Consider the following 23,274-nt stretch of genomic DNA (forward strand, 5'->3'; position numbering starts at 1 on the left):
CCTTATGATTTGTCATAGGATCATCTGGATTTTCAAGTTAATGATTGGTAACAGTATGTTCTTCTTTGACCAACATATCTTCTATAAGTTTCCAACCGAACCATTGTGTAGGGTCATTATAAACTAACTCTTCTATCCATTTAAATAAAGGTTCAATTATACTGCCCTTATTGGAATAGGTTAATAAAGGTCCCATTACTAGTTCATATTTGTTTGAATTGCATTGAATGGCAACTGGCAGAACATTCGCATTGCATAGTCTACTCAAATGTTCAACTCCCAGGGGTACATGAACCTTTTCCCCTAATAACTCCAATTTATATAATTCCTTATCATTCGAAGAACTGATTTCCGGATAAATTAAAGGGTAATTGCCGATTTTAAATCCTCTTACTAATTTTCGAAGGATCCATATATCAGGAACAGGCAAGAAATTCACCTTATCATTCGGTAAAATTTTTTTTATGCTTTTTCCAACCTCATGCCCTTCAGATCCTCCAGTGGCTAAAATATATGAGCTATCACCAATTAATTGACTTAATATTGTAGGAACCAACATATGTACTCCGAAATGCGGAATGGCTAAAATACACGGAGCTTTTAGAGCATCTTCTAATTCATCTGGTATTGTTAAAAAGGAGGCGTCTAGACCATTTGATCTCAACAGACTTAATAAATTTGCCCAATGCATGGGCCTTTCCGCAAGGAATTTCTTAAAGTTATAAATTCTTCTTTCATCTTGTGAAACAAAAGAGGATAACAAGTTAGGAGTACTCCACTCCTCCGGCCGGGAGCAAAATTCTAAAAGATCCTCTTTATTCAGTGTTAATAATTCATCTATATTTTCCGCTAAGTCTTGAAAACCTAAATTTTTGATTTTTCCCATATTTCTTCACCTACCTTATAGCATTCTGGCATAGCACCGTAAGCATCGAATAAAGTTCTCTTTGCATAACATCTGCAAGTTTGCATCCTACAGTTACCATTAAAAATACAGCCCTGGCATGCTTTTAATTCCTCTATCTCCCAACCACCTCTATAAAAATCCCACTTTGTACTATTCCATATGGAAATTAAATCTGTCTCCTTTACATTCCCTATAATTTGAGATCGATCACCAATAGATTCCGTACAAGGATAAACGCTTCCGTCTGCACCAATTGCTAGTAAAAACATACCTTGAGGGCCTACGTTAGCAGGTAAACTGAAAAGATTATCTGTGTTCTTTTTACCTGGATAATAATACGCTTGAAATTCAATTTTTATATTTGGAAATTCTTTTGCCACTTCTAACACTTCTTCTTCAAAATACGCTAGTTGTGAAAGGGTAAATAGAAAGTTTTCTGGATTTCCACCAGCTCGACCCGAAACAGAAGCGGGGTGAAAACTAATTCCATTAGCACCATTGGCCGCACATGTTTCAATCACTTTTCTTACGACTCCATTTTCAACACTTTCAGGAACTAAAACCGACTCTACAATCACATAGAAACTATCGTTTGAGAATCTTTTTAAAGTATTAATGACTTTGTGAAATTGGCCGTTTCCACGTATTTTATCGTGATAGATTTCATCCCCATCTAAAGATAGGTGGATTTGTAACCCTCTTCCCTTTCTATCTTTTAATCTAAGTAATGAATCATAAACTTTTTGAGTGACTCGGTGACCATTTGTAAAAAACTCAAAAAAACATCGTAACGTGCCAGCGTGATCAATTAACTCACATATATCCTTTCTGGTAGTGGTTTCCCCTCCAGAAAAAGCCAATTCAATGATTCCCAAATTATCTAGGTCTGTAAATAGTTTTTTCATTTCTTCTGTATTTAAATTATCACTGGTATCAAAAAAAGGGGAAGATTCTCGTAAACAATGAGTACACATCAAATTGCATCTCATTGTACTCGTAACGTTAACTTTTGTTGGAAATGTCATTGGTGTATATTTGGAAGTTTTCGGAGGTGAAATACTGAGATGTTTAAGAGGCCGTTCAGAGGAAATATATTGATCTGTTAAAAAAAGGGTCCCCCCATCTATCAATTCCTTTATAAATTCGTCAAATTCCACACGATCAGGCAACTCATTCAATGCTACTGCTTTCTCATGGTAATAATTCCAGGCATCATCTATCGTTCGAGAGGTTGTGAGATAGGTGAGTAGTTCAAAGGTAGCTGCTGAAATAAATTCTGTATGCCTAGTTCGAGCGGTGTAAAAAAAACGTGCATTAGATTCCAAATAACCATGTTCATTTCTTAAAATGACATCATCATGTAAAACTATATACATTTTCACCAACCCCTTCAAATAAATTGGGATGACGGGCCTTCGACAGGCCCATCATCCTTTGTTAGTTACAAAGTTATTTACCCGTTGGTGCAGTTGGCTTTTGACAACCGCAGTTGTTAAATGATGGTAGAGTTCCGTCGATAAGTGAGTCGTGCTTCTTCATAATCGATTACCTCCTTTTCAATTTATTGGAATTATCATACTATTCAAAATATATACTTGTAAACCACTATTTCCTTATCTAATTAATATTGGTAGAAAAGTAGTGAATCAATCTCCTTATATTTACAGATCCAAATAAACCTCTCTCTTGAACTATTCAATTTGGAGCTAGTATAGTTAAATCAGTTAGGATATTTTAGTCTCCAGCAATATGGACTTAGGCAACCTCCGACCTGGAAATTTGATGGTACTGGCTTATATTTTTAAGTTTGTGGGTCGAATAAAATGGCACACTCTTCCTAACATGAAAGGTCCTAATTCCCTAGAAAGCGCTATTTAGATATTCATATTATTCTTTGATAACCGTAGCCATTAACTATTTTGAATATTCAAATATATTTTCTTTACATATTGTGTTATTGAATAAATAATGGTATTTTATAAGTAATATTCCATATTGATCACATGTTACTGATTCGTTCAGGCAGGGTGGTACGGTTGAGAGAATTTCGATTCTTTTAATTGGTTACTTCCGTGCCTTTTTTGTGTTCATTTAAAGTGAAATGTTAGAAAATCATCAAAAAATTAGGCATAAGGAGATTCTAAAATGTTTTCAAAATTATTTAAGAAAACCCCAAAAACACCGCAGCTTATTTATGCACCTATAAGTGGAGAAATTCTTTCCATAGAAGAAGTACCAGATCCCGTTTTCAGTCAAAAAATGATGGGGGAAGGAATAGCTATTGTTCCGATTGATGGAAATGTGTCATCACCAGTGGCTGGAAAGGTTGTACAAATCGCTCCTACAAAGCATGCCATTGGTCTAGTAGCTGATGATGGAACGGAAATATTGATTCATGTTGGTCTTGAAACAGTTGCTCTAAAAGGCGAGGGATTTGATGTAAAGGTAAACGTTGGAGATTCCATAACTGTCGGGCAGTTATTACTGACCTATCATTTACAGCATATTAAGGAACATGCAAAAAGCGACATGTTGATTATGGTTATTACAAACAGTCAAACGAATACACATAAATATGAAATGTCTTTGGATAAAGTTGCAAGAATGGGTGAAACGGTCGTTATTAAGGTGACGCATACGTAAACGTTTCCTATGCCACATGTTTGAGGAGGAATGTTCAAGTGAAAATTAAAAAAATCTTGAATAATAACGCGGTAGTGGTTGAAGACGGGCAAACCGAGAAAATAGCCATCGGTTCAGGCATCGCCTTTAACAAGCGAAGAAATGATCTTGTCAAAACACAAGAAGTTGAAAAGCTTTTTGTTATAGAGGAGACGGATAAGTTCCAGCAGCTTATAATGAGAATCCCTGAAAAACATTTCGAAATATCGGAAGAAATCATTTCCTATGCAGAAGAAAAGTTAGGTGTGAAATTAAGTGACCATATCCATATTGTTTTAACAGACCATTTGTCCTTTGCGATTGAAAGAGAACAGGAAGGAATTCATTTACAGAACAAGCTCCTTCAAGAAATTAAAGTACTCTACAAAACTGAATTTGAAATTGGTATGTGGGCAATTCAGCACATTGCAAAGAGGTTTCACATTGAAATGCCCATAGATGAAGCTGGCTATATTGCCCTTCATATCCATACAGCTAAACCACAAAATGGAGATATGAAGGAAACCGTAAGACAGACAGCCATTATCAGTGATCTTATCCAAACAATCACTGAATACTTGGATATTACGATACATCATGATGATATTTCTTACCAACGATTAATAACACATCTTCGTCATTCCATCTCTAGAGTAAAGCATTTTGAACTTCATACCATGGATGAGGAAATGCTAGAGATGATAAAAAAGAAGTTTCCGATTTCCTATCAATGCTCTAAGGAAGTATTTCAAGTATTAATGAACACTTATGAAATGGAACTTCCGGAATGTGAACTTGGCTACATCACTCTCCATATAGAGAGATTAAAGCAGCGTTGGAGTATAACAGAGAAAATATAAAGAATGATAGCATCATATTATTCAATTTAAAAAATTGATAGGGGGTATTTAAAATGATGAAATATCTACAGAAAATTGGTCGCTCATTGATGTTACCAGTAGCAGTATTACCAGCTGCAGCCATTTTGATGGGAATCGGTTATTGGATCGATCCTTCCGGTTGGGGAGCTGATAATCCGATAGCTGCGTTCTTCATTAAAGCTGGATCTTCCATTATTGATAACATGTCAATCTTATTTGCAGTCGGAGTAGCTCTAGGTATGTCTAAACACAAAGACGGATCAGCCGCATTGAGCGGGTTAGTCGCCTACCTAGTTGTTACCACTTTGCTTTCGATAGATTCAGTGGCTATGCTACAAGGCATTGATGCAGATAATGTAAACCCAGCCTTTGAGAAAATAGAAAATCAATTTGTTGGGATTCTCTCGGGAATCGTAGCTTCGATCATGTACAATCGGTTTAGTCATGTACAATTGCCAGCTGCCTTATCCTTCTTTAGTGGGAAACGTTTAGTACCAATCATGACAGCGGTTTCAATGTTGCTGGTTTCCGTGATATTATTCTTTGCATGGCCAGTCATCTTTACAGGATTGGTATCTTTCGGTACAGCGATTAGTAAGTTAGATTTTGTGGGTGCAGGATTATATGGATTCTTCAATAGACTTTTAATTCCAACAGGACTGCATCATGCATTAAACTCCGTGTTTTGGTTTGATGTAGCTGGAATTAATGATATCGGAAATTTCTGGGCAGGAACGGGAACAAAGGGAACTACAGGGATGTATCAAGCAGGGTTCTTCCCAATCATGATGTTCGGTTTACCGGCCGCTGCTTTAGCCATGTATCATACTGCAAAAACGAAAAGAAAAAAACAAGCGGCATCGTTAATGTTAGCAGCAGGATTTGCTTCATTCTTTACAGGGGTTACAGAACCACTTGAATTTTCATTTATGTTTTTAGCTCCGGCTCTTTATGTAGTTCATGCAGCCTTAACAGGTATTTCATTAGCCATTGCAGCATTTTTCCATTGGACAGCAGGATTTGGTTTTAGTGCGGGACTAGTCGACTTCGTTTTAAGTTCAAGACTACCATTGGCTAATCAGCCATATATGTTACTACTTCAAGGTCTAATCTTTGCCGTCATTTATTATGTATTATTCCGTTTCTTAATTACGAAGTTCAACTTAGCGACCCCTGGTAGGGAAGCAGATACAGATGACGATATTGAAGTAGATGCAAACAATACACCAGTAGGAAATAAATTCGCTGTCATGGCGGCCAAAATTTATGATGGTCTAGGCGGGGACGCTAATGTGACGTCTATTGATAATTGTGTAACACGCTTAAGAGTTGAGGTCAAAAACATGGATGCGGTTGACCAAGATAAGATTAAATCAACAGGAGTACCAGGAATCAATATTGTCGGGCCACAAAGCATTCAAGTGATTGTTGGAACGCAAGTACAATTCGTAGCGGATGAAATGGAAAAAATCCGAAAATGAAGGAATGAAAGATAAAGAGCTGTGGATCTGTTATAGATCCACAGCTTTTTTGTTGTTTCTTTTATGGCCTGGCCATTTCATTATATTTAAATGCGTTCAATGTACCTCACCAAGATCCTTTTCCATTTCCTTCATCATCCTAATTGGTGATAACCGAGTCTACTTCCTACATGTTTCTTACCTCCTCTCCCGGCCCTTTGCCGTGCTCAGCAATCAAAAAAAGAACGCCTTGAGTGCCATTTAAATGGACAACTCATTGGCATTCTCCTTTTTCCTTCTACAAACTTTCAAAAGTGACACTTCTGGATTTATCTGATGACTCTCCCTTACTGTTTCAAAACTTTACTAAGTTCAACATCACTAACGTACCCTTGAAATGAATTTTTCTTACTGCCAATTCTTTCAAACGGAAGAATGAAAGTAGCTGTATATGGACGACCCGTCGCTTCAACCTTTTCATTATCACCTAAAACATCCACCAATTTACCATTCACATATAATGATGTTTCTTTTAACTTCGTTGCTATTTCCAACTCTACCCATTCTCCAACTGGTAGTGTGTAATCAAAGGAGTAATCATAGCCTTCTCTTGAGAAACCGACTTTGCCAGTTTCTCTTTGAACTGCTTTTAAAGAACCAGTGTCCGATTCAAATAATATTTGCTCATCATGGCTAGTAGCCGTTCTTTTAACCTTAAAACGCAATGAAGAATCTACCCCAATTTTAGTTAGTGGTGTTTTAATGTAACTTTCGTTGCCTTTTAATTGTAAGGCGGTTCTTCCATCAACTTTTTTTAATGATGATTTAACGGTTTTACCTAGATCATAACCATTTCCCGATGTGTCTCTTTTATTTTTTAAGTTATATTGTGCAAGAGTATCTGTCTTACTATCTACTTTGTAGCGTAAATCTGTATTTGGTGCTTCATCAATTTCTTTCACTTTACTTGTGAATTGATTTTGATTTAACGAACCTTTACCCCATACTTTAGAAGCAAAGTATGGAAGAGCAGATTGGATACGATCATAAACATCGTATTCACTTGTACCATTTGAATATTGATCTATGGCATCATTCCACACCGCAAATGCAGCACCAATCATTTGTTTATCACCGGCAGGAATCGTGTTACTAGCAATATTATTTGGTTCCCAATCATTATAGAGAAATGAGTTATTTAAATAATCGTAGTAATATCCTGCATTAGGTACCATATATAGATGTCCATCATTCGTATTGATTAAATCAAAACCCGATTCATACATTTCATCCATTTTTGCCCATCCTGCATTCCACAAGTTAATCTGAACACCTTCACCTTTAACTGGTGTATTTCCGTTCATTGATGAAAAGCTTCCCCAGATACGAGCTTGACGCCCCGTTTTAGACACGGAATCCATCATATCATTAGAAAATCTTCTAAAAGCTTCTTTGTCTGCTGAGAATTCATCTGCACCAACATGTACAATGGTTTGTTCATCAAACACTGGATCTTTCCCTTCCATATATTCCGCAAATATACTTTGAACAAACTCTAAACTTGCATCATATTGTTTTGCTATATCCAAGTGATCATTCTGACGGCCATTTGTACCTAAACGTAAATCTGGTCTGACATTTGTAAGGGAGAGTGAGTGTGCAGGTGTATCAATCTCGGGGACAATGTTAACCCCATATACACGAGAATCTTTAATGAATTTTTTGAATTCCGCTTTTGTATAGAATAAATCCTTACTTGTTAAATCAGCTTTATTTAATCCATTATTCCCGCCTTTTTTTATGTCAGACTCGAGTCGGAATCCAGTATAAGCAGTTAATGGATCTAATCCCTGTTTCGTATATTCTTCCAAGAAAATAAAGTTGTCATTCAAGTGTATCTGAAAGTCGTTCAACTTGTACCATGACATTTCCTTCATTATCTGTTGTAGATAATCCATAGTGAATGTCTTTCTACCGACATCCAACACAAAACCTCTTACCTTATATTTTGGATAGTCCCTTAAAGTCCCTTTGGGAATGGTAATGTTATCATTTTGCTTTAAAATTTGAAGTATTGTTCTAGTTGCCCAGAAAGCCGCAGCAGGATTTTCTGCTTGAACACTTACTTTATCAGCAATATCGATTTTGTATCCTTCATCTTTTAATCCTGTACCCGCATCTATCGTTTCAAAATAAAAATCTCCGGCCTTTGCCTTACCACCTACCACTACATTAATTTTCTTTCCTGTCTGGTCCTTGTAATCAGCAGCAAACGTTTTTGCCATTGTCATTAAACTTTTATTCTTAACAACGATTTTACTAGAATTAGAAAATTTAAAGTTCCCAGTGGATCCCTTCCATTCCCGTAATTCTGGAATAACAACCGGACGCGCATTATCAGTATCCGTTTCTTTAAATCTTCCTGGAACCGTTACAGGCATCTCGGCAAATGTATATTCACCAGTTTTTGGTTCTGTAACCTTATAGGATACTAAAACATCTGTATCTACAAGAGGTTTGTAAATTGTGCCGTCCTCCCCAATTACTTGTTCGTAATCGGTTCCATTGTATTGAACGTTAAATCCTTCGGGCACCTCAATATCCAGTTCTGGTAATTTGGTTGTATCACCCGTAATTTCCGGCACTGGTATCAAACCAACTACGTCATATACTGTATTTTTGATTTCCCCACCATATACTTCAAATTCATATAATGAAACACTTGACCAGGAAACTCCACCAGAAACCTGATCGACATCTTCAAATTCATCAACATATAAACGAATGTATCTAGACTTATACGTTTTGTCTAATACGATTTTCTGTTTATTTAATTTGGGATGAGAAGCAAAAGTTGCGATGTTCTGCCAATCTTCAGCCTCCGCACCACCTGTGGAAGAAATCTGAATCTTATAATCGGTTGCATTTCTTCTTTCCCAGTTCAATACAACCGTTTTGATATCCCTTTCCTTACCTAAGTCGATTTCAAACCATTTCTTTCCTTGCACTGGATCACTTGCCCAACGGGTTTTATCATTATTATCTACTGCATTTGGGGCAACAACACTTGCTGCATTTTCCGTACCACTTGCAGTTACCTTTTGGTTGAAGGCAACGTTACGAGTAGGTTCCTGAATTCCTTTTTGTAGGTAGATACCGAATTCGGCCATGGAAACTGTAGGATATCCATGTGTTCTCTTTATTTCTATTTTTACGTATCTTGCTCGAACAGTATCTTCAATGTTCACTGTTTGAATGTGACCAGATCCATTTTCATTTGCAAAACTGTACACATTTTGCCATGATGTTTTGTCATCAGAAACCAAGATGTTATATTCTTTTGCGTTGATTTGTGCACTTTCCCAAACTAATCTGAATTCATTAAAGCTCAATGTTTTTCCTAAATCCACAATGGCCCATTGTGTAGGATTTGCTTCCGTTCCCCATCGACTATTTTCAACACCATCAACTAAGTTAGCCGGCTTCAAATGGTTATACGTACCACTTACGTCTTTACTAACTTCCACTGATTTATTTAATGCTAGGTTCGTATCACCTACTTGTTGATCCTCAACATCCATTCCATTTGCATAAATCGTTTTAATATTTCCAGCACCAATACCACCAGCAACTATTACAATCGCAAGTAAACTTATGAACCACTTGTGTATCACGTTCAAAATGGAACTCCCCCTTTTTTTCTACCAAATTTTTAAAATAGACCCAAACAATTGCTAGTTTCTTTCGTCTGAATTTAATCGCCCACTACTAAATCACAGGCATTCGTAACAACATCTAATGGATTAAGGTTGGACCTCGTATACATCATTGTGATTCAGGCTAGTTGTTCTTCACTGCCAATACCTCTTTTACTAACATTTTATAATCTCCTCCATATCTTATTTTTCATCTAAATTACTCCCCTCCCCCTTTAAATGAACGCAAAAAAGGCACGGAGGTATTCAATCAAAAGAATAGAAATTCTTTCAACTGTACCACCCTGCCTGAGCGAATCAGTAACATGTGATCAATATGGAATATTATTTATAAAGTAACACTAGTTATAAAAAAACACAATATGTAAACGTCGTTATTTTTGAACATTCAAAATAATCAAAACCTTTAATCGTTGTATAAAATTATGGATTATCGTTATTCACTATGAACAGAGTGAAATAAAACTTCAGTAAAGTTTCTAACAAGTGAAATGGTACTACATTCACCAAGCAATCAGGATAAAAGTTGGGGTCAGATACCGACTGATTGTTGGATTTTACAGACTAATGACTCATTTACAAACTATTCAGTAAATTACATAATTAGGAATAATATGACGAAGGTGGGATTTTATGTATAGAAAATCATTAACAGTTCTATTAGCTACGGGGATGGTTCTATCATCTGGTACAGCATTGGCACAACCAAACGGAAACGGGGCACCAAATGCCCAGTCCAGCACAGCTTTTGATAACAAAGTTATTAAAAAGATCAGTGCGGACAATATGTATAACACGATTGCCTATCTATCAGAGGAACCGAGGGCTGCTGGTACAGAAGGCGAAATCCGTGCAGTCAAATACATAGAAAGTCAGTTTAAGAGTCTAGGTTTTGAAACAAAGATTCAGCCTTTTCCCATCTATGATACGGTGCAAACTGTAAAAGTGAAACTTGGTGACAGCGATTTAGGAGGAACACCGCGTGCCTTTAGCGGCAGTATCAGCGGGAATGTCACGGCTGAACTTGTTTATGTTGGAAAAGCAAAACCAGAGGAGATTGGCGATGTATCCGGGAAAATTGCCCTAATCGAACGTGGGGACATTAACTTTGTTGATAAGGTTCAGAATGTCCTAAATAAGGGAGCGGTTGGCGTCTTGATGTACAACAACTCACCTTCAGGAAATAACTTTGGACAAGTATCAGCGGGGCAAAATATACCTGCTGTAGCCATTACTCAAGCCCAAGGGTTAGAGTTGGTGGAACAACTTAAAACTAAACCGATCACGACCACTCTGGAAGTGGGAAAAGTTGAAAGAATCGAAAAGACATCCTACAATGTCATCGCTTCCTTAAAGCCAAAACCAAATAAGGATAATGGTCAAATCATCACAGTTGGAGCCCACCATGATTCTGTCCCAGGCGGCCCTGGTGCAAACGACGATGCTTCGGGTGTATCGGCTGTGCTGGAACTGGCAAGGATCCTGGCCAAAACGCCAATTGACACGGAAATTCGCTTCATGACGTTTGGAGCGGAGGAAAGAGGGCTCGTTGGATCATCTTTCTATGCGAATTCCCTTCCCAAATCGGATGTAGACCGCATGGTGGCTCACTTCCAAATGGATATGATAGGTGGACGTGATGCAGGCGCGGATAATCCAGCAGGCGGTTTGATCATGTATACCATCGATGGAAAGAAAAACCTTGTAACGGACCTGGGTTCCTCAGCAGGAGCCAGGACAATGGATGTAGCGATTCCGTTTGGACAGCTTGGCAGAAGTGACCACCAACCATTCCATGAGCTTGGCATTCCATCCGCCCTGTTCATCCATTCCCCTGTAGAACCTTGGTATCACCAGCCTACAGATACACTGGATAAGATATCGAAAGAAAAATTACAGCAAGCCACTGAAATTATCGGTGCCAGCGTGTATCAAATTGCCCGTCCGGAAACGCCGGCATTAAAAAATGCACGGGTGGCTCCTGTCACGGTGGACTATGACTTTGAAAACCGTCCTGTAGACTGAGTACTGCATTGTACAAAAATGCTAGATTAATATGGGGTACTGCTTACACACTCTTTCTCTTTTTTACAACACTAAGGGATTTAGAATTAGTGAAAGAATGAAGCGTGAGGTGCTGGGCCCATAAAAAAAGAGTGCAGCTGTAAATTTTACAGCTGCTCTCTTGATTATCAAGCCCCATTATCTAATAGAAATAAACTGAATATTGCCTGCAAAAATTATTTTGGTTTATGTTGTATCGCTTTATCATTTGCTACCTCTTCCCAGTTGGATCAATTAATTCCGTCATTGTCCCCTAGGTTCCAATATCCAGTAATCCACCTTATCACCTTTCATCGATATCAAGTTGATTATTTTACATATCGGACAATCATTCTATTAATTAAGGCTTCAACAATACCTTAATCGCTTCTGGATGATGAGCCATTTCCATGGCTTCTGCAAAGTCCTCGACTTTAAAACTATGGGTGACGATTCCTTCAGAAGTAAGTAGGTTTCGTTCAAATAAATCAATGGCAACGGGGTACGTGTATGGACCTAAGTGGGAGCCTCTAATATCGAGTTCCTTTTTGTCACCAATCACACTCCAATCCGTTGTTACCTCACTTCCAAATACACTAAATTCTATAAATCGGCCAAGTTTTCTAATCATTTCTAATCCTTGTGTGGCACCAGTTGGATGTCCTGTTGCTTCAATATAAACATCACAACCATAACCCTCTGTTAAATCCTTGACGATTTTAATCGCATTTTCCTTTAATGGGTTAATTACCATATCTGCCCCAAGCTGTTTCGCTACGGATAATCTTTTCTCATTTGTATCTAAAACGATTAATTTCTTAGGGGTCTTTAAAGCAATGAGCTGGACCATACATAATCCTAACGTTCCTGCACCAGCTAGAACGACCACATCTTCAAATTCAATTGTTGCTCGTTGAACGGTATGGACCGCACATGCCATTGGTTCGACTAAGGCAGCTTCTTCCGCCGTCACACCATCACTAATTTTATAGATTCTGGCCGTATTGCTAAACTTCATATATTCTGCCCAAGCGCCTTCAGCCACGCCTTTTTGGAATCCATAAATATTATGAATCTCACACATCCAGTACTTTCCGGTTTGGCAGAACCTACATTTTCCACATGGATTAATCTGATCAGTTGTGACCCGGTCCCCAACCTGCAAGTCATATTTCTCAGCAGCACCTTCTCCTAATTCAGCCACAATCCCATAGAATTCATGGCCTGGAATAACCGGTGTTTTCATCCAAGGGTTTTCTCCGCCCCAATACATTTGTGAACCATGGTATGCCTTTAAATCACTTCCACATATTCCACAGGCTTCCACTTTAATCACTACTTCATCTTTACCTGCTTTGGGTACAGCTACTTCCTCCACACGGTAATCTTCTGGACCATATGCTACAACAGCTTTCATCGTTTCTGATAATATTGACATTAACAACATCTCCCTATAAATTTAGTTTTTTAATCAATTAATTCCTATAAATTAACGTTGATCTCCCTTTACAATAGACTGTTAATCTTTCTGACGAAAACTACTATAATAGATGGCTCCAACGATAATGGCTCCTTTTAGAACTCTTTGAACATATGGTGATACGCCCATTAAGTTAAGTCCATTACTTAACACACCCAACAGCAAGGCCCCAAGTATGGTTCCAAATATATGCCCACGACCACCAGCAATACTTGTCCCACCTAATACGACTGCAGCGATGGCGTCTAATTCATACCCTTCTCCGGCCATTGGCTGTCCTGAAGCAAGTCTTGAGGTCATAATTAAACCACTGATGGAAGCCGTAATCCCACTGATTAAATAAACAAAGGTTTTAATTCTTTTTACTTTCACACCAGATAATCTAACTGCTTCTTCATTACCACCAATGGCATAAATATATCTGCCAATTGGTAAATGATTCAATATGATATAAGCAACAATAAATACTAGAATCATAATCACTGCAGGCATTGGAATTACGCCAAACAGATAACCTCTTCCGATAAAAGTAAATGATTTAGATACTCCAGATAATGGGTACCCTCCTGTATATAAAAGAGCTAATCCCCTTGCTACCTCCATCATAGCTAACGTTACGATAATAGCTGGAATTCTAGCACGGGAAATAAATAAACCATTAATATAACCAAGCAGGGCACCTAGAATAATCCCAATTAATACGGCTGCGATGGCTGGCATTCCATTGTTAATCATCAAACCAACCATGATCGTACCAGTAAAGGCCATTACCGAACCTACCGACAAATCGATACCACCTGTTAAGATGACAAAGGTCATTCCAACAGCTAAAATTCCATTAATTGAGACTTGTCTAATAATATTTGAGACGTTTTCAGACGATAAAAACTCTCCACTCGCAAAACTAAAAAATGTACATAATACAAAAAATCCTATTAAGGTTAACATCTCTGGGTTCTTAAACATTTCTTTTATGCTAAATGCTTTTCGTTGGTAATCTACTTTTTTGAGATTTAATTCACTCATTGATCAACACCACCCGTTGCATAGTACATTACTTTTTCAGACGTAGCTTCTGATCCATCAATTTCTGCCTTTATTCTTCCTTTGTGCATCACGAGAACTCGATCACTCATTCCTAAAATCTCAGGTAATTCAGAAGAAATCATGATAATCGAGAGTCCTTGGTCTGCTAAGTTTCTCATCAATTTGTAAATCTCTTCCTTAGCCCCAATATCAATTCCACGCGTAGGCTCATCAAATATTAATATTTTACAATCTGTATTTAACCATTTTGCTAAGACGACCTTTTGTTGATTACCACCACTTAAATTTTTCACCATTTGCCTGCTGCTTGGTGTTTTGATTAATAAGTCTTTAATCGATTGATCAATAATGGCATCTTCTTTTTTCATACTAATAAATCCGAAAGAATTCCTAAGTTCTTTTAAAATAGGTAAACTAATATTATTTTTTATCGTCATATTAAGTACGAGACCTTGAGTCTTCCTACTTTCCGGAATGAGGGCGATACCTCGTGCTAATGCATCTGTTGGATTTTTAATATCCACCTTTTGCTGATTGATATAGACTTCTCTGTCTTTTACAGGGTCAGCACCAATTAGGGCTCTTACGATTTCAGTTCTACCAGATCCAACTAGACCAGCAATCCCAATAATTTCACCCTTCTTCAAGGAAAACTGAATATCGGTAATATGTTTATTACTTAATCGTTTCACCTCTAAGAGCATTTCCTTGCGATTACTGGATGGTTTTTCAGGAAAGGCATTGACGATTTCGCGACCAACCATCATTTTCACAATATCTTGCTTTGTAATGTCCTTTACTGTCCTTGTATTGACCCATTCCCCATCCCGTAAGCAGGTCATTCGATCACACATGTGTAAGATTTCATCCAAATGATGTGAAATATATATAATGGTTACACCATCAGCTTTCAATTTCTCAATTAACTCAAATAACTTATCAATTTCTTTTCCAGTTAGGCTCGCTGTTGGTTCGTCAAAAATTAACACCTTCGTATCAATGGCTATTGCTTTAGCAATTTCAATAAATTGTTGGTTGGCAACACTTAAATAAGCTACGGGTTTGTTCAAATCAATATCTGCATTTAACCTTTGCAATATTTCTTTTGCTTCTTTTCTCATTTTTTTTCTGTCTAATAGTCCATTTACCTGCTTGATCTCACGACCTAAGAATATGTTATCAACACCACTCAAATATGGGATTAAACTGAACTCTTGATGAATAATGCTTACTCCTAATAGTTGTGCTTGCTTAGGATCCTTGAATGTTACTTCTCTGCCGTCTAAACGAATTTTACCGGTAGTAGGGGTATAAACTCCTGAAAGGATTTTCATTAATGTGGACTTTCCCGCCCCATTTTCCCCAACCAAGGCATGAACCTCACCACGTTCAATATCAATACTGACGCCCTTAAGTGCCTTAACCCCTGGAAACTCTTTCGTTATATTCTCAATTTCTAATACCTTATCCACTGCAATCACCTTCCTCTATTGATTGACTTAGCAGGGCGCTTTTCACATAAGTTTTAAGCGCCCGCTTGGATGAATTACCAGCTAAAGTCTTTTGCGTTTTCTTTTGTTTGTAATTCCACATCAATCGGAACTTCTGTAGGTACTACTTCAGCTCCCCATAGTTTTGCTAACGCCATACCAAGTGCGATTCTTACTTGATCCCTTGGAAATTGTGCGGTAGTGGCTTTAAATACACCGCCTTTTACAATGGCTTCAATTGCTTCTGGGTGACCATCAACACTATAAATCCATACATCTTTGCCAGATGCTTCGATTGCACCTAATGAACCTAGCGCACCTTCATCATTAACACTGAATAGTGCATTTAAATCTGGATTCGCTTGTAACATATTTTCTGTCACTTTCATCGCTTCAGCTCTGTCTTGTTTCCCGTTTTGAGTGTTAACAATTTCAATTCCCGGATTCTTAGCAATGGCTGCTTTAAATCCTTTTACACGCTCAAGGATTGGTACAACTGGAATACCATCTAAGATGGCCACTTTTCCTTTACCACCTAAATCTTTCGCCATCTTTTCACCTGCTAGATAACCTGCATCATAGTTTTTAGAACCAACAAATGAGTCAAGCGGACCTTCAGCTTGTGCATCAACTGCCACTACGATCACACCCGCTTTTTTTGCGGCCTCAACAGCTGCTTCTGCACCTTTACTATCAGTAGGATTAATTAAGAGAATGTCAATTTTCTTTTGGATCATATCGTCAATATCATTAATTTGTTTGGATACATCGTGTTGAGCATCCGCAATCACTACTTTTGCACCAATAGCTTTTGCAGCATCTTCAAACGCTTCTTTCATGGAAATAAAGTAAGGGTTGTTCATTTCTTGGAAAGACATTCCTATTTTTATTGTTTTTGCTTTTTTGTCTCCGTCCGCATTGCTTTTGTCGGAGCATCCAGTAGCAAATATCATGATGGTTGCTAGTAAAAATACCAATAATTTCTTGGACAACTTTTTCATTTTTCTTATTCCCCCTTGAATTTTTAAATTAAAAGAATTCGTCATTTTAAGAAATATAATCCAATAAAAGCGATTTATAAAAAACGTACCACCCCCCTTTCATAATAGTAAACGAGTCTTTGTACACGCTTTCATTTATCCAAGAAAACAAAAAGGTGCCTTATATACGCAAGTCATTATGTTAAAAAAACATAATAAATTACGTAAATAAGGCACCCGTAGCCATCAAAAATTTTATACCAGCCGTAAGTATAAAACTTAAAATATTAATTTTAAATACTAGTAGTTGTATGTTCTATACCTATCGTAAGTATAGAATCTTTTTTTGAATTTTCTTTCTATTCTAATTATATTACATACTATAACACATATTACAAGAGTTTAGTATAAAATTTTAAATTATTCAAAATGAAGTAGATTATCTGCTTCAATAAGTTCTTTCGCTACGACGATTAATTTTTTATTTTTATCTCTACTCAACTTTTGCAATCGTTTCATTGCTTCTGCTTCTTTTAAGTTCATTCTGTCCATTAATATTCCTTTGGCTTTTTCAATATGTTTACGCGCTTCTAACGCATTCTTTGTACTGTTTAGCTCGTCCTGTAATTTCTTAAATTCTTCCAGCTTAGATAAACTAATATTAATCGCTATTTTTAAATCCCCAATATCGATTGGCTTTAGCAAATAATAGAGTACACCTACCTCTGTGGCTCTTTTGATTAGTTTTTCATCATGATAACCACTAATAATAATACATGGGATAAATAAGGTTTCATTTATCTTTTTAATCGCATCTATACCATCAAGATTAGGCATATTAATATCCATTAAAATGAGATCTGGCTTATTCTCTAGCGCTAATTCCACTGCTTTTACCCCGTCTGTAGCCACTCCTACCACTTGATGGCCCAGCTTTTCAACGTATGACTTAATCCCCATTAGAACTAAAAATTCATCTTCGGCAAGCAAAATTCGCAATGATTTTGTCACTATTCCTCACCCCATTTGATATTTGTACACACACGCCGAAATGAAAACGCTATCTATTATTGCCACATGTCCTGTACTTTCTAAGCTTATACTACTTTATAGTAACTTCTCCCTATATACTGTTTTATAGTAACATCATTTCTAAAAAAATCCATAAGCATTCGTCGAATTTATACAGAAATTACGCCCTGAAGAAAAGATAAGACGATCTTCCTGAGTATGTTGCTGTTCAGTAGATGATTTATTATCATTAAAGAATACCAAATAATTAGAATATTAAAATGCAGAAAATTTGAATATATTTTCTTTGAGAAAGTCAAAAAGGTGGGGGTGGAATTTTGTCTAAGTTAATTTTTGAGTGTAAGAACGTAACAAATCGCAGTTCTGACGGATATATAAATAATATTAATATAACTTTGGGTTATTCAGAGATCCATGCATTAATTGTCAAAAATAGCTCCGAGCAAAAAGTATTCATCGAAGCCCTAATGAATCTACTAGACTCTTCAAATGCTCAAGGAGAATTATGGTTTAATGATCAATTTCTTAAAAATAGAAAACTTTCTAGAAAGAAGATTGCCATTGTACATCAAAAACCATTATTGGTTAGCAACTTTTCGGTGGCCGAAAATCTAAATTTAACCAATATACCGACACGAAGATTTCTTCCGTTTATCAATTGGGGCAAAATTAAGAGTAAGGCAAAAAGGAATTTGGAGAAACTAGATTTCCAAATAGACTACCGAACCAAGGTACGAAATTTATCTGAGGAAGACAAAAGACTTACCTATATGACGAGTGTATTTTTACAAAACCCAGAAGTCATGATTATGCACGAACCTATGGAAGGGCTCTCAGTTGAAAATGCAACGAAATTATATAATATTATTAAACAGTTTAAAGAAGAAGGCAAAAGCATTATCTATATTACAAAACAATGGGAAGATGCATTAAAGCTAGCGGACCGAATATCTATTCTTTCAAAGGGAACCATTACGGATGAAATGTCAGCTGACATAGCGAAAAGCGACCCACAAAGGTTGTTAAGGAAAATTGAGGATTACAACTTTAAAGAAAACGATAGCTATGATAATGATGTAAAAAGTGTGCTTGATGCCGTTTTCCAAGCTGCAGAATTCCTTACATCTGAATATGAGCTCAAAGATGTATTATTATTACTGGCAAAGGAAGTCACTCGTGTAATGAAAGCTGATGTTTGTTCTATTAAGCTAATTGACGAGTTTACATGGAGTATTATTGATGATTTTGAAATCAAAAATAATAAGGATGTAAAAGCTCAATTAACAAAAGAAGCAATTTTAAAAATTGCTAAAGGGAATGACATCTACTATGCCAATCAAAATGATAGAGAATTCTGCTCACTGTTTGAAAAGAATCATCATGTTAAAACAATTATTTGTGTTCCAGTTTCGATTCGATCTCAAGTAACAGGTATCATTCAATTATCTTATGAAAACCTTTATGTGTATTCGAAAGAGGAATCAAAATATTTATCAGCATTAGCCCTTCATGCAGCTATCGCTATTGAAGACACAAGATTATTGGGAAGATCTGCCTTATTACAAGAAAGTCATCATCGCATAAAAAATAATCTTCAATCGATTGTTGGACTTATATCATTACAAAAAATGTTTATAAATAATACCCCTGATATATCCATCGATGATTTACTAGATAGTATGATTAATCGAATAAAGAGTATTGCTTCTGTCCATAACCTTCTTTCTAAAGACAAATTAGGGAGAAGTATTATTAATGTGAAGCAAATCATGGAAGCGATTATCAACTTAATTAATGACAATCCGAAAATTGCAATACATTTAGATTTAGATGATATATTCATCCCGTATAACAAGGCAACATCAATTGCTCTGATTATTAATGAGTTAGTCATGAACTGCTTTAAACATGCTTTTATAGGAATGGAATCAGGTATGATTACAATTCAATGTAAACGGATAGATGATTATATTTTCTTATCAGTTCAGGATAACGGGCGCGGATTGCCCGAGGATTTTGATATAGCAAAAGCAGATAGCCTTGGACTAACTATTTTACAAGGAATTGTGGCCAGTGATTTTCAAGGGGAAATGAATTTTAGGGGTGAAAAAGAAAATACCATCGTCGAAATCAAATTACCGACCGAGCGTATTTTTCTGCATTGGTAAACTTAATAGGTAAAACCGAATGGGGCTGTTTCTTAAGTCCCTTTTAGAGTGCTAACGCACCCATTAATTGAAGAAGAATTTTCTATTCTTCGTATTCATAGATAATAAAATCAGTATTAGGTGGGAGTTTTTCTGAGATTTTTGTAATTGTTGAAAATTGACTATCATTCGATATTGCAAAAAGATTATCACCATCAAAACCAACCCAAAACACACAGTCATTCTCAAGGAGAGTAACTACTGGAATATCAATCTTTTCTATGCCAAAAATGGTTTTTATACTCATTTTCTCTAATCTAAAAACATCCCTTTTTATCGACCATAAAGCAACATCATTCATACCTCCACAAGCATATACATATGGGAATATAACACTAAACTGTCTGTAATTTTCGATAATCGCCTTATAGAAGCCAAATTTAGCTCTTATAAACTCGATATTATATGTTTGGCAATCTTGTTCAAATTCCTCTTGATTGAAATCATGTACTTCAACAAATATGTATATGGGAAAATGATTGATTTCATTCATCCAGTTTGAAACAAATTCACCTACATTATCATTACTATTAAATGTAAAATCAACTATATTCTCTGATTCCCCTTCAATCGCAAAAGGGAAATAACCACAAGCATCAGGAATATCAGAAATCCATTTATGAGGAATAAATCCAATTTCTAATCTCAATAATAATCCTCCTTTACAAAATACTTCTTATCGTATGATATTCTTTCAGAACTGATTATTCCACTAACCTGCCCTGTTAGTTGCATAAAGAAAGAGCTGCGTTAAAAATAGTCTCACTCTTCAACTAACACACACCAGTTCTTATAAATTATTTAACACCCTTGATCATCTGCCTGATTGCTCCTAAATGATACGCAGCATGGGCCAATGCCCCTAAGAGAATAGTGGCCGTAGAAGAATTTAAGTCTCGTTCCTGACTGATGTATTCAGTCATCTTCATGTATTCATGATGAAGCCCATTCTTTATGTCCTCCCATTCACCGCTTGTCACTGCTCCGATTTCCCAACTTTCATCCCAATTGAAATCCTGCTCCTTGCCCTCCAATGATTGGTTATTCGCCCATAAGTGGTAACGTGTGTGATCCGTATGAGCCGCGATTGTCATTCCTTCGATTAGTACCGAAGCCTCCTCAGAGCTTAATGGATCAATGGTGCCGAACAATCCACTCCCTGGCTTCGATTCAGTGAACCAACTCGAGTTGCCTTCCGGGCCCTTAAATGTTTCACTTAATATGGTCTTCATTCCTGCCATGTCCAAATTGTAACCCCTCCTACACTATTTTTTTTATAGTATTCATCAATCGGATATACAGAATACTTAATTATAAATCAATCAATATTTCGCCCGATTATTGAGAATTTCCTTCTTTCACTAACCTGCCCATAAGTGCTTTAAGAAAAAGGCTGCCTTAACAACCGTGAAAAAATTGAAGGAATGCTCTCGTTAGCTCTATGTTGACTAACCCCTTCACCAAATGTTCTTGATTAAGCGAATTATCATTCTTGGTATAAGCATTAAGACATACCCAGCCACTTCAAATACGATTGACTCCCTAAGCTCCCTTAAGGTTTCTTTAAAAAAGCCTTTCAGCCTATCTTTTACTTTTCTTTTTCTATTTTTCATCTACTAACTCCTATTATCTCTACAATTGGAATCAATGTAATATACAGTATGTACTAAAGTCTTACTGGAACCATTATTCCAACGATACTAATCTCTCGTTTGTTTCGTGTATTTGTGGTTATACGGAGAAAGGATTAGTTTGTATTGGTTCACTACAAGACCTCCTCACTTTTCTATAATACTATGTTGTTTTCCTGTTATACATTCAATAAATACTACCTCTTCATGATTAAAGACGGAAAAAAACCATGTCCGCAATTACCAAGACAAGGGTTCTTTTACGAAAAACGATTATTCAGGGATTTCCTCATAAGCCAGCTTCATGATTACTTCCCTATGTTGCGGATATTTCGACAATAGCTCTTCTTGAGTGAACAGCTCGAAGTCCTGGAACTCAAAACCGGGCGAGACCATGCACCCAACTAATGAGAACGTATCCTCATCCATGACGGAAGATCCGAAGATGGAGTTTTTCGGAACCAACACTTGCGGGACTTCCCCTTCGTCCAGGTTAATCCCCAGTTTACTTTCTTTGTAATCTCCCTTTTCATCAATCACATGAATCGTTAAAGGACTTCCCGCATGGTAATACCATAATTCATCGGATTTCAAACGATGAAGATGGGAAATGTCATTCGAGCCCAATAGAAAGAAGATGCTTGTATAAAGCTTTCTCTTTCCTTCAAACTCCACTGATAATTCTTGATTTGAAGTCTGCTCCTTGGATTCAAATGTCCGTTTATAAAACCCACCCTCAGGATGTGGTTCCATTCCGAGTTTTGTCACATAATAGTTCGCATCGTTCATAGAAAATACCTCCAAAAAAAGTCCGCTCAATAGTAAGGACGGCGCGTGATTTGATCATATATCAAACCGTACCTACATTTCAATCTAGTATGCAAGCTTATCCAATCCTTCTTCATCGATAATTTGGTCTACCGACATGCCACGGGGCATATCGGGTGGGAATGCATTTTCACCAAACGTATCACCACATTGTGTCTGTGTGACAAAAAAGTAGGAACTGGAGTATTCATATTCTTCGTTCCCGACTCCATCCGTGCCTCCAATATGGATGCACGCCTCGTCAATCTTTTCTTTATTCCCTTCTGAATCCACATAATAATATTGGTCATTAATTATGCCTTCGCTTACAGGAAGGGAGCTGAGTGTGTAGCCTTTATCATTGATTCGGTACACATCAAAACCTTCACTTTTCTCAGGTGGCGGTGCATCCTCGATATTGTACACCACCCTCACTTCCCCCTCATACCCTTTTGGAATGAGATACGATCGATTGGTATACTCTTCGAACATCGTATCCGGAAGTAACATTAACCCGAATGCAGCCAACGAGAAGAAGAGGACGGTGGATAGCCCGTTCATGAACATCATCTTGTTCGCCGGCTTTTGCCCCCTCCCGTTTCCTCGCGCACTCTGCCATTCTTCTGAAAGAAAGAAAAGCAAAGAGCAGACAACGGCAAAGACTCCTAGATCTCGTAAAACGATGAAGGATAAAAACCCAAACACCGAATAGATCAAAGAAGCCAAAACAAAACGATATCTTCCGGCCTTTTTCGTGACAAAATCCGATAAAAACGAAACCGGTAGCCCGTACACCGCACAACCAATGAATGCATACAGCAACACAGGTATAACCATCCAAGGTTCCAATAGAAGAAAGAACCCACCGAGGATAACACTGACAACTATGACAGATTTAATTTTTCTACTGATGATGTGCTGCATGGCAATTC

At 37.1% G+C, this 23,274-nt stretch carries 18 protein-coding genes; 5 read left to right on the plus strand and 13 right to left on the minus strand.

Annotation, left to right across the window (positions count from 1 at the left end):
• Positions 1–37: 37 nt before the first annotated feature.
• Together ACQKL0_RS10680 and ACQKL0_RS10685 are read right to left on the minus strand one after the other, a co-directional pair.
• The gene (locus ACQKL0_RS10680) at positions 38–886 is read right to left on the minus strand and encodes a hypothetical protein (RefSeq protein ID WP_402873486.1); all 849 of its coding nucleotides are present in this window, start codon (positions 884–886) and stop codon (positions 38–40) included.
• Positions 865–2,283 carry a radical SAM protein gene (locus tag ACQKL0_RS10685; RefSeq protein ID WP_402986937.1) on the minus strand — a complete coding sequence of 473 codons (1,419 nt, stop codon included), beginning with the start codon at positions 2,281–2,283 and terminating at the stop codon, positions 865–867. The genes ACQKL0_RS10680 and ACQKL0_RS10685 overlap by 22 nt, the downstream gene beginning before the upstream one ends.
• A 769-nt stretch (positions 2,284–3,052) precedes the next feature.
• Between ACQKL0_RS10685 and ACQKL0_RS10690 the strand changes: the two genes are divergently transcribed.
• Genes ACQKL0_RS10690 through nagE form a run of 3 tightly spaced genes read left to right on the plus strand, consistent with a single transcriptional unit; the run spans position 3,053 to position 5,930 of the window.
• Entirely contained in the window at positions 3,053–3,550 is a 498-nt protein-coding gene (locus ACQKL0_RS10690) for a PTS sugar transporter subunit IIA (RefSeq protein WP_427687466.1), read from the plus strand.
• 38 nt (positions 3,551–3,588) lie between these two features.
• Positions 3,589–4,428, plus strand: coding sequence for a PRD domain-containing protein (locus tag ACQKL0_RS10695; RefSeq protein ID WP_427590783.1), 840 nt, complete (start codon positions 3,589–3,591; stop codon positions 4,426–4,428).
• Positions 4,429–4,481: 53 nt separating this feature from the next.
• The gene (nagE, locus tag ACQKL0_RS10700) at positions 4,482–5,930 is read left to right on the plus strand and encodes an N-acetylglucosamine-specific PTS transporter subunit IIBC (protein ID WP_427687468.1); all 1,449 of its coding nucleotides are present in this window, start codon (positions 4,482–4,484) and stop codon (positions 5,928–5,930) included.
• Between the two features lie 326 nt (positions 5,931–6,256).
• Here nagE and ACQKL0_RS10705 read toward each other — a convergent pair whose 3' ends face one another.
• Entirely contained in the window at positions 6,257–9,583 is a 3,327-nt protein-coding gene (locus ACQKL0_RS10705; RefSeq protein WP_402987390.1) for a discoidin domain-containing protein, read from the minus strand.
• Between the two features lie 675 nt (positions 9,584–10,258).
• Here ACQKL0_RS10705 and ACQKL0_RS10710 point away from each other — a divergent pair.
• Entirely contained in the window at positions 10,259–11,650 is a 1,392-nt protein-coding gene (locus ACQKL0_RS10710; RefSeq protein WP_427687470.1) for a M28 family peptidase, read from the plus strand.
• Positions 11,651–12,029: 379 nt separating this feature from the next.
• Here the strand turns inward: ACQKL0_RS10710 and ACQKL0_RS10715 are convergent, their stop codons facing one another.
• From ACQKL0_RS10715 to ACQKL0_RS10735, 5 genes are all read right to left on the minus strand, one after another.
• Positions 12,030–13,106 (minus strand): alcohol dehydrogenase catalytic domain-containing protein, encoded by a 1,077-nt coding sequence (locus ACQKL0_RS10715; RefSeq protein WP_402986947.1) that lies wholly within the window; start codon positions 13,104–13,106, stop codon positions 12,030–12,032.
• Positions 13,107–13,187: 81 nt separating this feature from the next.
• Entirely contained in the window at positions 13,188–14,174 is a 987-nt protein-coding gene (locus ACQKL0_RS10720; RefSeq protein WP_427687472.1) for an ABC transporter permease, read from the minus strand.
• Complete coding sequence (locus ACQKL0_RS10725; RefSeq protein WP_427687474.1) at positions 14,171–15,667, minus strand: sugar ABC transporter ATP-binding protein; 1,497 nt, start codon at positions 15,665–15,667, stop codon at positions 14,171–14,173. Before ACQKL0_RS10725 ends, ACQKL0_RS10720 begins: the two co-directional genes overlap by 4 nt.
• A 74-nt stretch (positions 15,668–15,741) precedes the next feature.
• Positions 15,742–16,686: an ABC transporter substrate-binding protein gene (locus ACQKL0_RS10730; protein WP_402986952.1), complete on the minus strand. Its 945-nt coding sequence runs from the start codon at positions 16,684–16,686 to the stop codon at positions 15,742–15,744.
• A gap of 399 nt (positions 16,687–17,085) precedes the next feature.
• Entirely contained in the window at positions 17,086–17,676 is a 591-nt protein-coding gene (locus tag ACQKL0_RS10735; protein ID WP_402986954.1) for an ANTAR domain-containing response regulator, read from the minus strand.
• A 338-nt stretch (positions 17,677–18,014) separates the two neighbouring features.
• Between ACQKL0_RS10735 and ACQKL0_RS10740 the strand changes: the two genes are divergently transcribed.
• Positions 18,015–19,865: a histidine kinase dimerization/phosphoacceptor domain -containing protein gene (locus ACQKL0_RS10740; RefSeq protein ID WP_427687476.1), complete on the plus strand. Its 1,851-nt coding sequence runs from the start codon at positions 18,015–18,017 to the stop codon at positions 19,863–19,865.
• Positions 19,866–19,947: 82 nt separating this feature from the next.
• On the opposite strand, the gene ACQKL0_RS10745 is transcribed toward ACQKL0_RS10740, so the two are convergent.
• The 5 genes from ACQKL0_RS10745 to ACQKL0_RS10765 form a co-directional block, all read right to left on the minus strand.
• Positions 19,948–20,553, minus strand: a complete 606-nt coding sequence (locus ACQKL0_RS10745) for a hypothetical protein (RefSeq protein WP_427590800.1) — start codon at positions 20,551–20,553, stop codon at positions 19,948–19,950.
• Positions 20,554–20,701: 148 nt separating this feature from the next.
• A complete protein-coding gene (locus tag ACQKL0_RS10750; protein WP_427687478.1) occupies positions 20,702–21,151 on the minus strand; it encodes a hypothetical protein in 450 nt (149 codons plus the stop codon).
• 210 nt (positions 21,152–21,361) lie between these two features.
• The gene (locus ACQKL0_RS10755; protein ID WP_427590801.1) at positions 21,362–21,517 is read right to left on the minus strand and encodes a hypothetical protein; all 156 of its coding nucleotides are present in this window, start codon (positions 21,515–21,517) and stop codon (positions 21,362–21,364) included.
• Between the two features lie 291 nt (positions 21,518–21,808).
• On the minus strand, positions 21,809–22,324 hold the full coding sequence (locus ACQKL0_RS10760) for a cupin domain-containing protein (RefSeq protein ID WP_427687480.1): 516 nt from the start codon (positions 22,322–22,324) through the stop codon (positions 21,809–21,811).
• An 84-nt stretch (positions 22,325–22,408) separates the two neighbouring features.
• Complete coding sequence (locus ACQKL0_RS10765) at positions 22,409–23,266, minus strand: DUF6843 domain-containing protein (RefSeq protein WP_427687482.1); 858 nt, start codon at positions 23,264–23,266, stop codon at positions 22,409–22,411.
• Positions 23,267–23,274: the final 8 nt, after the last annotated feature.

The sequence above is a fragment of the Peribacillus sp. NPDC097264 genome (genome assembly GCF_050277925.1).
In the GTDB taxonomy this organism is placed as follows: Bacteria; Bacillota; Bacilli; order Bacillales; family DSM-1321; genus Peribacillus.

What these genes read in the sequence shown, in the direction of transcription:
- ACQKL0_RS10680 (WP_402873486.1), bottom strand. Translation starts at nt 886, where the DNA reads ATGGGAAAAATCAAAAATTTAGGTTTTCAAGACTTAGCGGAAAATATA.
- ACQKL0_RS10685 (WP_402986937.1), bottom strand. Translation starts at nt 2,283, where the DNA reads ATGTATATAGTTTTACATGATGATGTCATTTTAAGAAATGAACATGGT.
- ACQKL0_RS10690 (WP_427687466.1), top strand. Translation starts at nt 3,053, where the DNA reads ATGTTTTCAAAATTATTTAAGAAAACCCCAAAAACACCGCAGCTTATT.
- nagE (WP_427687468.1), top strand. Translation starts at nt 4,482, where the DNA reads ATGATGAAATATCTACAGAAAATTGGTCGCTCATTGATGTTACCAGTA.
- ACQKL0_RS10710 (WP_427687470.1), top strand. Translation starts at nt 10,259, where the DNA reads ATGTATAGAAAATCATTAACAGTTCTATTAGCTACGGGGATGGTTCTA.
- ACQKL0_RS10715 (WP_402986947.1), bottom strand. Translation starts at nt 13,106, where the DNA reads ATGTCAATATTATCAGAAACGATGAAAGCTGTTGTAGCATATGGTCCA.
- ACQKL0_RS10720 (WP_427687472.1), bottom strand. Translation starts at nt 14,174, where the DNA reads ATGAGTGAATTAAATCTCAAAAAAGTAGATTACCAACGAAAAGCATTT.
- ACQKL0_RS10730 (WP_402986952.1), bottom strand. Translation starts at nt 16,686, where the DNA reads ATGAAAAAGTTGTCCAAGAAATTATTGGTATTTTTACTAGCAACCATC.
- ACQKL0_RS10755 (WP_427590801.1), bottom strand. Translation starts at nt 21,517, where the DNA reads ATGAAAAATAGAAAAAGAAAAGTAAAAGATAGGCTGAAAGGCTTTTTT.
- ACQKL0_RS10760 (WP_427687480.1), bottom strand. Translation starts at nt 22,324, where the DNA reads ATGAACGATGCGAACTATTATGTGACAAAACTCGGAATGGAACCACAT.
- ACQKL0_RS10765 (WP_427687482.1), bottom strand. Translation starts at nt 23,266, where the DNA reads ATGCAGCACATCATCAGTAGAAAAATTAAATCTGTCATAGTTGTCAGT.